This is a genomic window from Streptomyces sp. NPDC058198, from assembly GCF_042882605.1.
Lineage (GTDB): Bacteria > Actinomycetota > Actinomycetes > Streptomycetales > Streptomycetaceae > Streptomyces.
Window position 1 is genome coordinate 732,702 of sequence record NZ_JBHVVP010000003.1, and the last position, 17,273, is coordinate 749,974.

Sequence of the window (17,273 nt, forward strand, 5' to 3'; positions counted from 1 at the left end):
GCATGTCCGGTATCGCCCTGCTTCGGGTAGCGTCAATGTATGAGGACGAGGCTGTTTTCCGCACTGTTCGGGCTGCTGCTCGCCTTTCTCGCCGCCGGTTTCCTGGTGGCGCCGGGCGCACAGGCGGCCACCGGCCCCACGACCGTGGCCGAGGCCCTCAAGAAGAGCCCGGTCTATGTGGATCCCCGGGCCGCGAGTCAGCTCTCGACGAGCGACGCCGACGCCCTGGCGAAGAAGATCAAGGACGCGGACAAGCCGCTCTTCGTGGCGGTCCTGCCCCAGAGCGCGCAATTCCCGCCGGACAGCGTGCTGAACACCGTGCGCGCCGAGACCGGGGTGACAGGTCTGTACGCCATCCGCCTCGGCGACGGCTTCAACGCGGGCGCGGACCCCGCCGTGCTGTCGAACCTGGCCGTCCGCAATCTCACCGACGCGGTCAAGGCGGGCGGCGCGGTCGACGCCTCGACCGAGCTGAACAACTTCGTCGACCAGGCGCTCCCGCAGACCCGCGGCCATGCCCCGGCCTCCTGGGACTCGGGCTCGGACAGCGCCGGCAGCTCCTCCACCGGACTGATCGTGCTCGGCTCGGTCGTCGTGGTGGGCGGCGCGGGCGCCTACGCCCTGGTGCGCCGGGGCCGCAGCAAGCAGGCCGAGCGGGAGCGGGAGGCACTGGACACGCTGCGCGTCGTCGTGGACGAGGACATCACCGCCTTCGGCGAGGAACTCGACCGGCTGGACTTCCACCCCGCCGAGGCCGGTGCCGATGACGCGATGCGCTCGGACTACGAGCGCTCGCTCGACGCGTACGAGAAGGCGAAGTCCCTGATGGGCTCGGCCGCACGGCCCGACGATGTGCGCGGGGTGACCGAGGCGCTGGAGGACGGCCGGTTCTCGCTCGCCTCGCTCGACGCACGCAGAAAGGGCGCCCCGCTTCCGGAGCGCCGTTCGCCGTGCTTCTTCGACCCGCGCCACGGCCCTTCGACCACGGACGCGCAGTGGGCCCCGCCCGCCGGCGCCCGGCGGACCGTCCCGGTCTGCGCGGCCGACGCGGCCAGGCTGCGCGACGGCGAGGACCCGCTGACCCGTACCGTGCAGACCGAGCACGGCCCCCGTCCGTACTGGGAGGCCGGACCGGCGTACGGACCGTGGGCCGGCGGCTACTTCGGCGGCGGACTGCTGCCGGGGCTGCTGGTGGGCACGCTGCTGGGCTCGATGATGGCGAGCCCGGGCTACGCCGCGGACTTCGGCGGCGGTGACTCCGCCGGCTTCGGTGGCGGCGACTACTCCGGCTCGGACTACGACCCGGGCGACTTCGGCGGCGGAGGCTTCGGCGGGGGAGGGGACTTCGGCGGCGGTGGCGGCGGGTTCGACGGCGGGGGCGGCTTCTAAAGGCACCCCCGCCGGTCTCGGCGCCACAGCGTTCGCCGTGGGTCAGGCGGCCTCGGGGGCCTTCTTGATCGCGGAGATGTCGAAGCCCAGCTTGACCTTGTCGCTGACCATCACGCCGCCGGCCTCCAGCGCCGCGTTCCAGGTCAGGCCCCAGTCCGAGCGCAGGATGGTGGCGCTGCCCTCGAAGCCGACGCGCTCGTTGCCGTACACATCGGTCGCGGAGCCGTGCAGCTCCAGGTCGATGGTGAGCGGCCGGGTGACGTCCTTGATGGTGAGGTCACCGGTGAGGCGGTAGGTCTCGGAGTCGATCTGCTCGGTCGCGGTCGAGCGGAAGGACATCTTCGGGAACGTCTCGGCGTCGAAGAAGTCGGCGCTGCGGAGGTGACCGTCGCGGTCGGGCATCCCGGTGTCGACACTGGCGATCGAGACATCGATCGACGCCGAGGAGTCCGCCGGGTTCGAACCGTCCAGGCTCAGCGAGCCCTCGTGCTCGGTGAAGGTGCCACGGACATTGGTGACCATGGCGTGGCGGACCGTGAAGCTGATGGTGCTGTGGGCCGGGTCGATGGTGTATTCGCCGGTGAGCGCGGCCAGCGCCGGGTCCACCTCACGGGTGGCGGTGGCGACCTGGGCGTTGTCGTTCTTGCGGCCGAAGAGAGACATGACTACTCCTGAGGACTGATTGTTTAACCTTCAACGACCCTCACTGTAGACCTGTCTCGTTCGCTTTTCAACAACGTCATCCGATCGATTGCACCGCCCCTCTGGCGGACGCGCGTAGATCTCGGGCAAGATCTCTCTGTTCCACCTGCACCGCCGCCCCATTGGCCCATACGGTCTTCAGCAGGAGAGGGATCCCCCCATGAAAATTCGTTCCGTACTCAGCGTGCTCGCCCTTGTTCTGGGCGCGCTCTTCGCTCCCGGCTTCGGTGTCTTCAGCGCGGCCACCGACGCCGAGGCCGCCACCAAGCTCACGCATTCCGCGGCGACTTCGCGGTTCAGCTCGTCCGGGATCACCTGGTCCTCGTCCGGTGGCTGCTCCAACCGCAACAACGCGACCTGTACGTCGTTCGACCAGCTCAACCTGATGTCCGCTCAGGGCGCGCAGACCCTGAAGAGCGCCAGCGGTTGCGCTCTGAACATCACCGGCGGTACGGAGACCGGGCACGCCAGTGGCACGTACTCGCACTGGAACGGCTACAAGCTCGACTTCGGCAAGGCCACCTGTGTCACCAACTACGTGAAGAACACCTTCACTTACATCGGTGTGCGCGGCGATGGCGCCCCTCAGTGGCAGTCGGGTGCCGGCAACGTCTACGCGGACGAGGGCAACCACTGGGACGTGACGTTCTACAACTGCGGCGGCTGCTGACCCGCCCTGCTGTACTAGCACGTGACGGTGCCCCGTCCTCCCCGAACGAGCGGGAGGGCGGGGCACCGTCACGTGCCGGGCGCGGATCAGGAGCCGACGGACACCGTCCAGCGGCGCGGATTGCCGTCATGGGCGGCGCCCGAGACATCCGGCTGGCCGTCCGGCTGTACGTCGTCGTACGGGAAGGCGTACCCGATCGGGGTGTTGGCGTGCAGCACCCGCGCGAAGTGGTTGGTGACCGGGTCCTTGTAGTAGTCCGCCGCCGTGGCGCCGTTCGGCTGGTCGGCGTGGCTCAGGACCGTCGAGCGGTTGAAGGCGGCGGCGAGCCGGGCGAGGAGCCCCTTCTTGTCGTCCGAGTCGCCCGGGTTGTTGGCGAACGGTCCGCTGTTGCAGGTGAAGATGTCCATCGAGGTCGGCTTGGCGAAGGTGTGGCCCCCGTTGAAGGTGAGCGTGTCGCCGCTGACCCGGCCGGTGAACACGCCCCGGCCGCCCTGGAGATCGATGGTCAGATCGGTGGAGCGGTACTTCTCCCAGACCTGGTCGACATAGCTGTTGAAGACATTCGCGAAGGGCGTCTGGCCGGCCAGGTTCTGCGGGGAGATCACCCGCAGCACCTTTCCGTCCGCACTGCGCAGGATCAGCTTGTCCCAGGGGTGTCCGTCGACGGCCGCCTGGGCGGTGAGCCCGTCCGCGATCTTCTCGAGGGCGCCGTCGGGCAGCGGGGCGACCGTGTGGGTGGCGTCGCCCTCCAGCGTGATGCCGATGGGCAGGGCCGTCACCAGGTCGACATAGCTGATGTTGGAGTAGAGCTGGTCCGAGTTGAAGGTGAACTCGCAGAACGACCAGGTGCGGCCGTAGTTGGGGTCGGCCTCGGTCGAGAAGGCCGGCTCGACCAGGGCAGGACCCGGGTTGAGGAAGAAGTCCAGCTTGTCGTCGCGTACGAAGTAGACGCGGGCGCCGTACATCTGGGGCAGCGTCAGCACGACCGGCGCGCCGCCCGCGGGGCCCAGCGGGATCGCGCAGTCCACGGGCAGCGGGGTCTGCGGGGCGCCGGGCGAGTCGGGGCGGTAGACGCTGCCGTCCGCGCGCAGCAGGACCCAGCCGTTGGTGGCCCCGTCGTGGCCGGTGACATAGGCGTTGACCGAGCCGGGCAGCGACTTGTTCTGCAGGGCGATTTCACAGGTGGCCGGCGCGGCCGACGCCTGCGGGCTGAGAGCGCTCCCCAGGAAGGGGTAGGTCAGGGCTGTCGCGGTGGCGGCCGTACCGGTCAGGAACAGTCTGCGGGATATCACGAATGTTCTCCTGAGATGTGGGGGTACGCAGGGATGCGCGGTGCGTGGGGGGTCGCGCCCTGCGTTGGGCCCCACTCTTGCGACGCATGAGGAAGCAGTCAAGAGTGGGGGCTGAGAGCGCTCTCAGAAGTTTCCCGGTCTTCACACCACCGGCTCGTGGAGCTTCACAACCCGGGCTCATGGCGCGGCAGCGGCACCGCCGGTTCCCCCGAACGGCCTACCGGCCGCCCTCGGACCACCACTCGCCGATACGAGATGGCCTCGCGCCGACATCTAGGGGAATCCCACAAGTGGTAGGGGTACCGTGCACTTCAGGAACCCCGCATCGGGCCGGGTTCTGTCCAGGCCCACCAGGAATACAGCCAGGAGACTGTGTGGAGTCGACGGCGCGTTTTCCGGGGTGCTGTTCGTAGGGTTGGTACATGACCGTAGTGGACGAGACGCCGAGCGAACCCGCCGACGCCCGGGGGCGTGTGGCCGAACTGCACGCCTTGCGTGAGCAGGCCCGCCGAGGACCCAGCGACCGTGCGACCGAGGCCCAGCGTGCCAAGGGCAAGCTGACCGCCCGTGAGCGCATCGAGCTGCTGCTCGACGAGGGGTCGTTCAAGGAGGTCGAACAGCTGCGCAGGCACCGCGCGACCGGCTTCGGCCTGGAGGCCAAGAAGCCGTACACCGACGGTGTCATCACGGGCTGGGGCACGGTCGAGGGCCGTACGGTCTTCGTGTACGCCCATGACTTCCGGATCTTCGGCGGCGCCCTGGGCGAGGCCCACGCCACCAAGATCCACAAGATCATGGACATGGCCATCTCGGCCGGTGCCCCGCTGGTCTCGCTGAACGACGGCGCGGGCGCCCGTATCCAGGAGGGCGTCTCCGCGCTCGCCGGCTACGGCGGCATCTTCCAGCGCAACACCCGCGCCTCCGGCGTCATCCCGCAGATCAGCGTGATGCTCGGCCCGTGCGCGGGCGGCGCCGCCTACAGCCCGGCTCTCACGGACTTCGTGTTCATGGTCCGTGAGACCTCGCAGATGTTCATCACAGGACCGGACGTGGTCAAGGCCGTCACCGGTGAGGAGATCACCCAGAACGGACTCGGCGGCGCCGATGTGCACGCCGGGACCTCGGGCGTCGCGCACTTCGCGTACGACGACGAGGAGACCTGCATCGCCGAGGTGCGCTACCTCCTGTCGATGCTCCCGCAGAACAACCGCGAGAACCCGCCCACGGTCCCGTCCGAGGACCCCGCGGACCGCCGCTCCGACGTTCTGCTCGATCTGGTCCCCTCGGACGGCAATCGCCCGTACGACATGCACAAGGTGATCGAGGAGCTCGTCGACGAGGGCGACTTCCTGGAGATCCACGAGCGCTGGGCCACCAATATCATCTGCGCCCTCGCCCGGCTGGACGGCCAGGTCATCGGCATCGTCGCCAACCAGCCGCAGTCCCTCGCGGGCGTCCTGGACATCGAAGCGTCCGAGAAAGCTGCGCGCTTTGTCCAGATGTGTGATGCTTTCAATATCCCCATCGTCACGCTGCTGGATGTCCCCGGCTTCCTGCCGGGCGTCGACCAGGAGCACGGGGGAATCATCAGGCACGGCGCCAAGCTCCTCTACGCTTACTGCAACGCCACCGTGCCCCGGATCTCCCTGATCCTCCGCAAGGCATACGGAGGCGCGTACATCGTCATGGACTCCCAGTCCATCGGGGCCGACCTCACCTACGCGTGGCCCACCAACGAGATCGCGGTGATGGGCGCCGAGGGTGCCGCCAATGTCATCTTCCGCAAGCAGATCGCCGAGGCCGAGGACTCCGAGGCCATGCGGGCCCGCATGGTCAAGGAATACAAGGCCGAGCTGATGCATCCCTACTACGCGGCCGAGCGCGGCCTCGTGGACGACGTCATCGACCCCGCGGAGACGCGAGAGGTGCTCGCCGGTGCGCTGGCGATGCTCCGTACCAAGCACGCCGATCTGCCGTCGCGCAAGCACGGCAACCCCCCGCAGTAATCCCGCGCCCCGCGCCCTTCTGCCGAGAAGACGGAGACACGACCTCCATGAGCGATCCCACGAACGAATCCCTGCTGCGCGTCGAGAAGGGTCACGCCGACCCGGAAGAGCTCGCCGCCCTCACCGCCATCCTGATGGCCCGCGCCGCGGCCCAGCCCGAGGCCCCGGCCCACCGCGGCCGCTCCACCGCCGGCTGGCGCCGGCTGGAGCGCACGCCCGGCTTCCGCGCCCCGCACAGCTGGCAGGGCTGAGCCTCCGGCCCGTAGCACTACGGACAGCGGCCCCCGCACTCCTTCGAGTGCGGGGGCCGCTGTATGACCTCGTACGGTCTCCGGAGCGCTACCGGAGTCGTGCCATGAGGGCGTGTTCGACGAGGGTGATGAGTCCGCTTTTGGCGTCGGCGCGGTGGCGGGCGTCGGTGGTGATGATGGGGGTGTCGGGGCCGATCTGGAGTGCTTCGCGTACTTCGTCGGGGGTGTAGGGCTGGTGTCCGTCGAAGCCGTTGAGGGCGATGACGAAGGGGAGTCCTGAGTTTTCGAAGTAGTCGACCGCGGGGAAGCAGTCGGCGAGGCGGCGGGTGTCGACGAGGACGACGGCGCCGATGGCGCCGCGGACGAGGTCGTCCCACATGAACCAGAAGCGGTCCTGTCCGGGGGTGCCGAAGAGGTAGAGGATGAGGTCTTGGTCGAGGGTGATGCGGCCGAAGTCCATGGCCACGGTGGTGGTGGTCTTGTCTCCGGTGTGGGTGAGGTCGTCGATGCCGGCTGATGCGCTGGTCATGACGGCTTCGGTACGCAGCGGGTTGATCTCCGAGACGGCGCCGACGAACGTGGTCTTGCCCACGCCGAAGCCGCCCGCCACCACGATCTTCGCGCTGGTGGTTGAGCGGGCTGCACCGCCGCTAGAGCTTGCGAAGTCCACTGAGCACCCTTTCGAGCAGTGTCACGTCTGGTTGTCCCCCGACGGCCTCGTCGCCGCCGGGCTGATGGATGGCGACAAGCCCGGCCTCCGCCAGGTCGGCAACGAGGATCCGGGCCACGCCGAGGGGGATGGAAAGGAGCGCCGAAATCTCGGCGACCGATTTGATCTCGAAACACAGTCGGCAGATCCGCTGATGCTCGGGCAACTGCCCTTGCAGCTGGGACGGATCCGCCGTCGTACTGACCAGCGCCTCGATGGCGAGCTGGTATCGCGGCCGGGTCCGGCCGCCGGTCATGGCGTACGGGCGCACCAACGGGTTGTGCGCGCCCATGGAGTGATCGGGTTCTGGGGAGTGCCGCGGTTGCACCGGCTGGATGCGGGGCTGTCGCGGCTGGTCGTACGACTCGTCCGGCTGGTCGTACGGCTGTTGCTGTTGCTGCTGCGGCGGTTGGTAGGGCTGCTGGGATCCGCGTCCGCCGCTCTGGTCCCCCTGATCGCCCAGACCGCTCTGTCTGCTCGGCGTGGAGGGGAAGTTGAAGCGGTTCCGGACATGCTCACCCGGGGACCGTTGGACACCGTCATAGGGATGTCCGTCTGGGGGTGTAGCCACGTTTCCTCCTCCGACTGCCGGCCGTCGGTCCATGTCCTGCGGAGCTGTGCCACCGCACCCTACGGTGCGGTGGCACGTAGCGCACTGTCTGTCAGTTGAGCAGACTTCCCTGGAGTTCGGCGCGCAGGTCCGGGGTGAGGACCGTACCGGCGCGGTCGACCAGAAGCGCCATCTCGTAGCCCACCAGGCCGATATCGGCCTCGGGGTGGGCGAGCACGGCCAGCGAGGAGCCGTCCGAGATGGACATGAGGAAGAGGAAACCGCGCTCCATCTCGACGACGGTCTGGTTCACGGCGCCGCCCTCGAAGATCCGGGACGCCCCCGCGGTCAGCGAGGTCAGACCGGACGCCACGGCCGCGAGCTGATCGGCACGGTCACGCGGGAAACCTTCGGACATGGCCAGCAGGAGTCCGTCGGCGGAGACCACCACGGTGTGGGACACCCCAGGGGTGTTGTCCACAAAGTTGGTGATCAACCAGTTCAGATTCTGCGCCGCCTGGCTCATCGGGCTCACACTAACGCTCCTGGTGGTAGGTACTGCCCGGGCCGTGGCCCGGTCCGTTCGTGTCCGCTCCCGCATCGCGTCCCCGCTGGACGCCGCGCCGCAGGTTGCTCAACCTGCCACGCACGTCCTCCGGGGCACGGGAGACCTGGGGGCCGCCCTGCGGAGTCTGTTCCGCCGTTCCCTCGACCAGGTTGGCCTTGGGTACGCGGCGGGGGAGACCGGACGAGGTGACCCCGCCCGCCTTGGGCTCACGGAGCTTCTCGGCCCGCTGCCAGCGATCGTCGTTCGTCGAACGCCAGTCCTCGGAGCTGTCCGCCTCGCTCTGCCCGTTCAGCGGGGTCTGGCCACTCTGGCCGGTCTGACCACTCTGGCCGGTCTCGCCGGCCTGACCGGTCTGGCCGGCCTGTCCGGAGTCCTCACCGGCCGCCTGCCACTGCTGCGGTTGCTGGCTGCCGCCTCGGCGGGGCAGGCCCGCTTCGGTCAGCGCGTGGCTGGTGCTCGGAGACGGACCCGGACGGTCGAAGCCTACGCGGTCCGAAGCGATCTTGGGACCGGCCTGGGCAGATTCCGTTTCCTGCCGCCGACCGGATTCGTACGTGGGCTGATACGTGGACTGACCGGCCCACTCACTCTGCTGGGCCGCCTCCGGATAGCCCTGCGGCTGGTCGCCCTGATATCCGTTGGACGGCTGGTACGCGTCGGGCGCGGGATATCCCTCGTAACCGGTCTGCTGGTGCTCAGGACCGCTCTCCTGCGGCGTGTACCGGCCGTCGACCTCCTCGCGGTACTGGCCGTCGGCCTGGTCGCGGAAGACCGGCTTCTTGCTGTCCGGCGCGGCCTCCAGCGCGGCCGGCCGCTTCTCGCGCTTACGGCCGCGGCTGACCGCGTCGAGCGGGCGGGGCGGATCCGCCGGCGGCCGGTCGTAGCGGGAGTCGTCGAAGCCCAGGTCCGCCGCGGTCAGCATGGGAGCGGTCGGGAAGACCTGCTCCTCCGCCGGCTCCGGCTGGTCCGGGATGATCTGCGAGACGGTGAAGTCGTCGGCCGCGGCCGGCTCGCCGCCGCCCCCGCCGTGGGTGATCGCGTCGGGGAGCATGACCAGCGACGTCGTACCGGCCTGCTCGCCCGAGGGGCGCAACTGGACGCGGATGCCGTGCCGGTCGGCGAGACGGCCGACCACGAAGAGCCCCATGCGCTGGGAGACGGCGGCGTCCACGGTCGGCGGGTTGGCCAGCTTGTGGTTGATGTCCGCGAAGTCCTCGGCGGTCAGGCCGATGCCCTTGTCATGGATCTCGATCATCACGCGGCCGTCGGGCAGCCGGGTCGCGGTGACCCGGACCTTCGTCTGCGGTGAGGAGAACGTGGTGGCGTTCTCCAGCAGTTCGGCGAGCAGGTGCACCAGGTCGGTCACGGACTGGCCGTGGATGTCCGTCTCGGGGACGCCGGTCAGCTCGATGCGCTCGTACGACTCGACCTCGGAGGAGGCGGCGCGGAGCACGTCCACCAGCGGCACCGGCTGGTTCCAGCGGCGGCCCGGCTCCTCGCCCGCGAGGACCAGGAGGTTCTCGCCGTTACGGCGCATCCGGGTCGCGAGGTGGTCCAGCCTGAACAGGGACGCCAGCTGGTCCGGATCGCCCTCGTTGTTCTCCAGGTCCGTGATCAGGGTCAGCTGGCCCTCGATCAGCGACTGGTTGCGGCGCGACAGATTGGTGAAGATCGCATTGACGTTGCCGCGGAGCATGGCCTGCTCGGCCGCGAGCCTGACCGCCTCACGGTGGACCTGGTCGAAGGCGCGGGCGACCTCGCCGATCTCGTCGCGCGAATCGATCGGAATCGGCTGGACGCGGGTGTCGACCCGGGCGGGTTCCGCGCGGGAGAGCTGGTCGACCAGCATCGGCAGCCGCTGCTCGGCGATGCCGAACGCGGCCGTACGCAGCGACCGCATCGAGCGGCTCATCTGCCGGGCCATCATCCCGGCCAGGATGAAGGCGGCCAGCAGGGCGATCAGCACGATGGCGCCGTTGGTGATGGCGTCGTCCCTGGCGTTGCCCGAGATCTGCGCGGCGTCGGCCACGGCCTTGTCGACCAGGTCCCGTTCGATCACCGTGTAGCCGTCGAACTTGGCGGTGGAGGCGGCCATCCACGCCTCGGGCGTGACACCGCGCCCCGCGAGCCGCTCGGGGTTGTCACCGGTGGCGATGGCCGCGACCATGCCGTCGAAGACGGAGCCCTCCAGGCTCGGCGGGGCGGTGAAGTCCTGGCCGGCGGCGGCCGCCTGCTCCTCGGCGGTGGCGAGCTTCTTGGCCCCTTCGGCCGCCTTCTCCTTCATGACGTCCTGGAGCGTGACGGTGTCCGCCGCGGTGCCGCCGGAGACGTACTCACCGACGGCGATGTCCTCCAGATAGGCGTACGACGAGAAGGCGATCGACTGGCCGTTCCTGACGTCGTCCTTCTGGCTCGGTCTGACCAGCAGATGCATGCCGATGGAGCGCTGCAGCGACTCGGCGGCCTTGGCGAGCTGGAGCGCGTAGACGGTACGGCCGTAGCTGGTGATGTTGCCGGTGCCCAGGCCCAGCTCGTTGGCGAACTCCATGAGGGAGTGCTGTACCAGCACATAGCCCTCTTCGGTCGCCACCGGACCGCCGTTGTCGCCGGTCTTGTCGGGGGTCTCGACCCCCGCGGTGTACGCGGTCTTCCTGAGCGCGTCGAGCTTGGGCTCTTCGCTTCTGAACAGGCTGAGACGGCGCTCCAGGCCCTCGGTCGCGGGCATGTCCCGCACCGCCACGTCGAACTTCTTCTTCGCCGCGTCCGTGGCCGCGCGGGCCTGGCCGACGACCGGCGCGTCGCGCTTGTTGGTCAGCAGCGGCTGAGCGGTGAGATCACGCTCGTTGAGCAGCGCCTGACCGTACTCCGAGGCGGCCCGTACGACGAGCGCCGTCCGCTCGGCGTCCTGTGCTTCCTGCCAGGTGTCGATGGACCCTTTGACCTGAAAGCCGCCCATCACCAGCCCGACGAGCACGGGTATGAGGAGGATCGCGTTCAGCCGGGTCGGCACCCGCCAGTTGCGCGGGGCGAGCCGGCTGGAACTGCCGACGGACGAGGCCGTGCCGGTCGCGGCCGCAGGCGGCACCGCTGCGCGCGGCGGCGGGGTGAAATTGCCCCGCGCCTGCTGCCCCGCGGAGCTCGTCTTGCTTCGCCTCACTCGACCAACAACCTCTCGGCGTCGGCACCTACGTTGTGCCGTTTTTCGTTCAGGGCCGTACTACTCGGGAGTTCTCGAATTCCAGCACGGGGAACGGTCCCATTCCAAACAGCAGGAATCAGCCATTCCGAGCGGTCCAAGCCTCCGATAAAACGGGCATAAAGAACGAGCCCCGTCAAAAGGCGGGGCTGATGTGAGCGCAGCGGTACCAGCCGAGTGCGTCGGGTGTCCGGAGCCGGTGAATTCTCTGTCGAAATGTTATGAACACGGAGGCGGGCCGTGTCAAAAGACACAGCCCACCTCCGACACTGTCTACGACAACTGCCGTATTGGGCCGTCTACTTGAGTCGTGCCATGAGGGCGTGTTCGACGAGGGTGATGAGTCCGCTTTTGGCGTCGGCGCGGTGGCGGGCGTCGGTGGTGATGATGGGGGTGTCGGGGCCGATCTGGAGTGCTTCGCGTACTTCGTCGGGGGTGTAGGGCTGGTGTCCGTCGAAGCCGTTGAGGGCGATGACGAAGGGGAGTCCTGAGTTTTCGAAGTAGTCGACCGCGGGGAAGCAGTCGGCGAGGCGGCGGGTGTCGACGAGGACGACGGCGCCGATGGCGCCGCGGACGAGGTCGTCCCACATGAACCAGAAGCGGTCCTGTCCGGGGGTGCCGAAGAGGTAGAGGATGAGGTCTTGGTCGAGGGTGATGCGGCCGAAGTCCATGGCCACGGTGGTGGTGGTCTTGTCTCCGGTGTGGGTGAGGTCGTCGATGCCGGCTGATGCGCTGGTCATGACGGCTTCGGTACGCAGCGGGTTGATCTCCGAGACGGCGCCGACGAACGTGGTCTTGCCCACGCCGAAGCCGCCCGCCACCACGATCTTCGCGCTGGTGGTTGAGCGGGCTGCACCGCCGCTAGAGCTTGCGAAGTCCACTGAGCACCCTTTCGAGCAGTGTCACATCCGGCGTGCCGCCGGCCTCTCCGTTACCCGGCTGATGGATGGCGACCATGCCCGCCTCCGCCAGGTCGGCCACCAGAATGCGCGCGACGCCGAGCGGCATCGTCAGCAGCGCCGACACCTCCGCCACCGACTTGACCTCACGGCACAGGTGGCAGATCCGCTGGTGCTCGGGGAGCAGGGTGGCGAGATGGGCCGGGTCTGCTGTCGTACTGACCAGCGCCTCGATGGCGAGCTGGTACCGCGGCCGGGTCCGGCCGCCGGTCATGGCGTACGGACGTACCAGCGGCTGGTCGCCTTCAGGGCCGTACGACGCGTCCACTGAGGCGCCGTACGGATCGTGAGAGGCGGGTGGCGGGGTCATGAATCCTCCGGGCGTGACAGCAGGATGTCTGCGTGCCGTCTGACTTGGCCGGTGGGGGGCCGGTTGGGCGGCCTGACGGTGATGGAGCTTGGGGAAGTGCCTGGAAGCCTCAGTGCAACAGACTTCCCTGCAGCTCGGCGCGCAGGTCCGGGGTGAGAACCGTACCGGCGCGGTCGACCAGGAGGGCCATTTCGTATCCCACCAGCCCGATGTCGCACTCGGGGTGGGCGAGCACGGCCAGTGAGGAACCGTCGGAGACGGACATGAGGAAGAGGAAGCCGCGCTCCATCTCCACCACGGTCTGGTTGACCGGGCCACCTTCGAAGATCCGGGACGCCCCCGCGGTCAGCGAGGTCAGACCGGACGCCACGGCCGCGAGCTGATCGGCGCGGTCGCGGGGGAAGCCCTCGGACATGGCCAGCAGAAGTCCGTCGGCGGAGACCACCACGGTGTGGGACACCCCAGGGGTGTTGTCCACGAAGTTGGTGATCAACCAGTTCAGATTCTGCGCAGCCTGACTCATCGGACTCAACTAACGCTCCTGCTGGTGAGAGGTGCCGAGGTTGAAGCCGCTGTTCGCCGGGCCGGTGTTGCCCGCCTGACGACCCTGCTGAATACCCCGACGGAGATTGGTCAGCCGGCCGCGTACGTCAGCAGGCGCACGCGAAACCTGCGGACCGGCCTGGTTGTTCTGTTCCTGCGCGGTGCCGGGCACCAGATTGGCGCGCGGTACCCGGCGGGGCAGACCGGAGGTGGTGATACCGCCCGCGGCGGGCTTTTTGACCCGCTCGGCCTGGCGTACCAGCTCGTCGTTGGGCGACGTGCGCCAGGAGGATGTGACGCCGGCGCCGTTGGCACCCGAGCTGTTCGCGCCCGGGCCGTTGGAGGGCTCGCGCTGCGGCATCGGTTCACGCCGCGGCATCTGCGGCGGGCCCTGCTGCTGCGGCGCGGACGGCGGCTGCGGCTGGCCGCCACCCTGCTGCTGTATGCCGTGGAACCAGTTGGTTTCCAGGGAGTCGAACAGCGGAGTGCGGCCGTCACCGGGACCGGCCGGAGGCAGGGCCTCGGGCTGCGGCTGCGGCGGCAGGCTCGGCTGCCGGTACCCGCCCTGAGAACCGGGCGCCGGGGACGGCGCCGGGGGCCGCGGAGCGTTGAAGTCCTGCTGGGCCGAGTTGTAGTCCTGCTGCGGAGCGCTGTAGTCCGACGATGCGCGATAACCGGACTGCGGGGTGTAGCCCTGCTGGGCGTTGTAGTCCTGGGTGTAGCCCGCCGGGGCGTTGAAATCCGGACGGGGGAACTGGGCCGTGGACGCGGGGTCAGGACGGCCGTCGTCGTACGGGGCGTTCTGGTCCGGCCGGGGCCCGTTGAAGTCCGGGCGCTGGAACTCGGAGGTGGAGCCGGGACCTTGCTGCTCGGCCGTCGGGCGGGCGTACTGGCCGGTGGAGTCGTGCTCCTCGTGGCCGCGCGGCGCGTCCAGCGAGGGGCGCTGCGACTGCTCGCTGCCCCAGCTGGTGGTCTGCGGGCGCTGCTGCGGAGGGTTGCCACCGGGCAGCTCGGCGCGCGGTCCGCCGGGCGGCGGGAGCTGCCGGCCGCGGTCGGGGGCGCCGCCCTGCTGGAAGGCGTTCTGGGCGCGGCCGCTGAAGCCGTTCTGGCCCCCCTGGCCTGACCTGACGCCCTGGCCGGCCTCGCTGTTCGGACCGGCCGGAGCGCCGGGACGGTCCGTACGGCCATGACCCGGGCCCTGGCCGCCCTGACCCTGGCCGCCCTGGCCCTGGGCCGGAGCGCCGAAGGCGTTCTGGCCGAAGACACTCGGCTGGCCCGAGCCCTGACGCTGCGGGTCCTGCGGTCCGCCCTGGGTGTCACGGGCCGGCAGTGCGGCGCGCGGGCTCGCACCCGCGCCGACCTGGCCGCGCGGCGCACCCGCGCCGAGCCGGCCGGGCGCCGACGAGCCGCCGGGGCCCGTGCTCAGACCGGGACGGTCGCCACCCGGCGTACCGGGACCGCCGGTCAACTGGCCGCCGGGAGCGCCGGGCGCCTGGCCCACGCCGCCCTGGCCACCGGGACCGACACCCGCGCCGGGCCTGCCGACCGGGCTCTTCTTGCCGCCGTGGGCGACATCGACCGGCAGCATGACCAGCGCGGTCGTACCGCCGGAGTCGGAGGGGCGCAGCTGGATCCGGATGCCGTGCCGCAGGGACAGCCGGCCGACCACGAACAGACCCATGCGGCGCGAGACCGAGACATCCACGGTGGGCGGCGAGGCGAGCCGCTCGTTGATCGCGGCGAGGTCCTCGGGGGAGAGGCCGATACCGGTGTCGTGGATCTCGACGAGGACGCGCCCGTCGGGCAGCGCGTGACCGGTGACGCGGACCTTCGTCTGCGGCGAGGAGAACGAGGTCGCGTTCTCCAGCAGCTCGGCGAGCAGGTGCACCAGGTCGTTGACGACGCGGCCGGCGACCTCGGTGCCGGGCACCGAGGAGAGTTCGATGCGCTCGTACTGCTCCACCTCGGAGGCGGCGGCGCGGAGCACGTCGACCAGCGGGACCGGCCGGGTCCACCGGCGGCCGGGCTCCTCACCCGCGAGGACCAGAAGGTTCTCACCGTTACGGCGCATACGGGTCGCGAGGTGGTCGAGCTTGAAGAGGGAGGACAGCTGGTCCGGGTCGGCCTCACGGGACTCGAGCTCGGAGATCAGGGACAGCTGACGCTGGATGAGGCCCTGGCTGCGGCGCGAGAGGTTGGTGAACATCGCGTTGACGTTGCCCCGGAGGAGCGCCTGCTCCGCGGCGAGGCGGACCGCCTCGCGGTGCACGTCGTCGAAGGCCGTGGCGACCTGTCCGATCTCGTCCCGGGAGTGCACACCGACCGACTCGACGGAGGTGTCGACGTCCTGCGGGTCCGACTCCGAGAGCTGCTTGACCAGTTCGGGCAGTCGTTCCTGGGCGACCTTGGTCGCCGTGTCCTGCAGCCGGCGCAGCGAGCGGATCATGGAGCGGGCGACCACGAAGGCGCCGACGAGCGAGACACCGAGGACGACGAGGATCAGCGCACCGTTGATGAGCGCGTCGCGCTGCGACTGCTCACGCAGCTCACGGGCCTTGCCCTCCATCTCGCCCAGCAGCGTGGCCTCGATGGTCTTCATCGCGTTGATCCGGATGGTCGACTGGTCGGTCCAGTCCAGATACGAGCGGTTGGGCTGCCTCTGCAGCTCCCCGGCGGTGCCCAGCACGCGGTCCGCGTACTTCTCCGCCGCCTGGATCTCCGAGTTGCCCTGGCCGTTGAGCGGGGCCATCAGCTCTTCGGCGTCGCCGCCGATGGACTCGTACAGCCAGCTGAAGGAGGTGAGGGCGTTCTTCTCCTTGGTCGCCGCGGCCAGACCGTAGAGACGGTCGTTCTCGGTGAGCGTGCCCTTTTTCTTCGGGTCGGCCGGCAGGGAGGCGGCGATGACCGCCCGCTGGATGGAGGCGTACTCCTTGGCGGACGAGAACGCGGCCAGCGCACGGGTCCGCTTGATCATGTCCGGGTTGCTGGTCGCCTGCGCCATGTCCTGCGAGAGGCTCAGCAGCGAGTCGATCAGTCCGCTGTACGCGTCGACGGTCAGGGAGTCCGAGTCCGAGCCGGAGGTGTAGGCGCTCTGGCGGATCTCGTTGATCTTGTTGACCTGGGTGGCGATCTGGCTGACGTTGGTGCGGATGCTCTCCAGCGCCTGGTCGCCGTCGGTGTTGCCGATGTCCCGGGTGGCGTTGAGGAAGGCCTTCTTCGCCCGGTCCGTCTTCGTGCGGCGGTCCTGGACCTTGAAGTCCTTGGAGTCCCCGCCGTTGGTGAGCGGACCGGCGGAGTCGTCACGCTCCGCCTGGAGCGCGGCGGCGAGGCTGGTCGCCTCCTTGGTCATCTTCGTCAGCAGCTGCATGTGCTCCAGCTGCTGCATGTCGTTCAACGACTCGTTGATCCTGAGGCCGCCCAGCGTGGTGGCCGCGACCACCGGCAGGGTGAGCAGAGCCACCAGGCGGGTACTGATGCGCCAGTTGCGCAGGGCTATGCGTGAGCCCGCGTCCGCCGGCCCCGTGGCGTTCGGCGTGCCCGAAGGCCCGTCGCCGCCCGGCGCCGTCCCCGGGTGCCCGCCTCGGCCGCCGGTCTCGCCGGAAGGTGCCGGACCCGGGTTCTGGGTGTGCTGGGGCGAGGAGCCGCGGTCGGTTCCGCCACGGGACTCCTGCTCCGCCGCAGCGCTGCTATCCCTCTTGAAACGTCCCTGCACTAGCGTCGCAACCTCTGGACCAGGCGTCCCCCCGCAACGGTGGGACGGTGTCGGCGTCGTGGGGCGCGAAAAACGCTCCCCATGGTGGTCGTGAGTGACCGGCGCTTGCTCTCCTTCCCCGCCGCCACTCGGCGCTGCGTTGCGCCCCTGCGCGCCGGTTTGAAACCCGCGGCGGTGGGGGGAATTCCAGCACAGTGCAGGATCTCCAACAAGGGCCGAGGGCCGGGGTGTGACCTGTATGACACGGTGTGAGCGGGGAGTCACCAGCCGTAGAAAATGTTCACGGATGAAACGGTCTTTTACGGGCGAGTCACTTACGGGTGGGGGGTGTCCCAGTCCTGATGATCAGCAGCGGAATGGAACGTTCAGTAAGGCAATGTCCGTTTTCGTGACTACCCGTCGCTGTCCGTAATGGG

The 17,273-nt window shown here is 69.3% G+C and carries 14 protein-coding genes; 4 read left to right on the forward strand and 10 right to left on the reverse strand.

Annotation, left to right across the window (positions count from 1 at the left end):
- Positions 1-39: 39 nt before the first annotated feature.
- On the forward strand, positions 40-1,389 hold the full coding sequence (locus ACFVWW_RS15580; RefSeq protein ID WP_386878268.1) for a hypothetical protein: 1,350 nt from the start codon (positions 40-42) through the stop codon (positions 1,387-1,389).
- A gap of 42 nt (positions 1,390-1,431) precedes the next feature.
- Here the strand turns inward: ACFVWW_RS15580 and ACFVWW_RS15585 are convergent, their stop codons facing one another.
- Entirely contained in the window at positions 1,432-2,052 is a 621-nt protein-coding gene (locus ACFVWW_RS15585) for a YceI family protein (RefSeq protein ID WP_384192713.1), read from the reverse strand.
- 199 nt (positions 2,053-2,251) lie between these two features.
- Here ACFVWW_RS15585 and ACFVWW_RS15590 point away from each other — a divergent pair, with 199 nt between their 5' ends.
- Positions 2,252-2,761 carry a hypothetical protein gene (locus ACFVWW_RS15590; RefSeq protein WP_384336742.1) on the forward strand — a complete coding sequence of 170 codons (510 nt, stop codon included), beginning with the start codon at positions 2,252-2,254 and terminating at the stop codon, positions 2,759-2,761.
- Between the two features lie 86 nt (positions 2,762-2,847).
- Here the strand turns inward: ACFVWW_RS15590 and ACFVWW_RS15595 are convergent, their stop codons facing one another.
- On the reverse strand, positions 2,848-4,053 hold the full coding sequence (locus ACFVWW_RS15595) for a glycoside hydrolase family 64 protein (protein WP_384192707.1): 1,206 nt from the start codon (positions 4,051-4,053) through the stop codon (positions 2,848-2,850).
- A gap of 422 nt (positions 4,054-4,475) precedes the next feature.
- Here ACFVWW_RS15595 and ACFVWW_RS15600 point away from each other — a divergent pair, with 422 nt between their 5' ends.
- On the forward strand, positions 4,476-6,059 hold the full coding sequence (locus ACFVWW_RS15600; protein WP_384192704.1) for an acyl-CoA carboxylase subunit beta: 1,584 nt from the start codon (positions 4,476-4,478) through the stop codon (positions 6,057-6,059).
- 47 nt (positions 6,060-6,106) lie between these two features.
- Positions 6,107-6,310, forward strand: coding sequence for an acyl-CoA carboxylase subunit epsilon (locus tag ACFVWW_RS15605; protein WP_384192701.1), 204 nt, complete (start codon positions 6,107-6,109; stop codon positions 6,308-6,310).
- An 88-nt stretch (positions 6,311-6,398) separates the two neighbouring features.
- Here the strand turns inward: ACFVWW_RS15605 and ACFVWW_RS15610 are convergent, their stop codons facing one another.
- From ACFVWW_RS15610 to ACFVWW_RS15645, 8 genes are all read right to left on the reverse strand, one after another.
- Complete coding sequence (locus tag ACFVWW_RS15610) at positions 6,399-6,980, reverse strand: ATP/GTP-binding protein (RefSeq protein WP_031229389.1); 582 nt, start codon at positions 6,978-6,980, stop codon at positions 6,399-6,401.
- The gene (locus ACFVWW_RS15615) at positions 6,961-7,590 is read right to left on the reverse strand and encodes a DUF742 domain-containing protein (RefSeq protein ID WP_384192698.1); all 630 of its coding nucleotides are present in this window, start codon (positions 7,588-7,590) and stop codon (positions 6,961-6,963) included. The genes ACFVWW_RS15610 and ACFVWW_RS15615 overlap by 20 nt, the downstream gene beginning before the upstream one ends.
- Before the next feature lie 91 nt (positions 7,591-7,681).
- Positions 7,682-8,095: a roadblock/LC7 domain-containing protein gene (locus ACFVWW_RS15620; RefSeq protein WP_010984131.1), complete on the reverse strand. Its 414-nt coding sequence runs from the start codon at positions 8,093-8,095 to the stop codon at positions 7,682-7,684.
- Positions 8,096-8,105: 10 nt separating this feature from the next.
- On the reverse strand, positions 8,106-11,294 hold the full coding sequence (locus ACFVWW_RS15625) for a nitrate- and nitrite sensing domain-containing protein (protein ID WP_386878269.1): 3,189 nt from the start codon (positions 11,292-11,294) through the stop codon (positions 8,106-8,108).
- Between the two features lie 338 nt (positions 11,295-11,632).
- Positions 11,633-12,214, reverse strand: coding sequence for an ATP/GTP-binding protein (locus tag ACFVWW_RS15630; RefSeq protein ID WP_189282429.1), 582 nt, complete (start codon positions 12,212-12,214; stop codon positions 11,633-11,635).
- On the reverse strand, positions 12,195-12,602 hold the full coding sequence (locus ACFVWW_RS15635) for a DUF742 domain-containing protein (RefSeq protein ID WP_030351795.1): 408 nt from the start codon (positions 12,600-12,602) through the stop codon (positions 12,195-12,197). Before ACFVWW_RS15635 ends, ACFVWW_RS15630 begins: the two co-directional genes overlap by 20 nt.
- Before the next feature lie 109 nt (positions 12,603-12,711).
- Positions 12,712-13,125 (reverse strand): roadblock/LC7 domain-containing protein, encoded by a 414-nt coding sequence (locus ACFVWW_RS15640; RefSeq protein ID WP_030351794.1) that lies wholly within the window; start codon positions 13,123-13,125, stop codon positions 12,712-12,714.
- A 9-nt stretch (positions 13,126-13,134) separates the two neighbouring features.
- Entirely contained in the window at positions 13,135-16,857 is a 3,723-nt protein-coding gene (locus ACFVWW_RS15645; protein ID WP_386878270.1) for a nitrate- and nitrite sensing domain-containing protein, read from the reverse strand.
- Positions 16,858-17,273 lie beyond the last annotated feature (416 nt).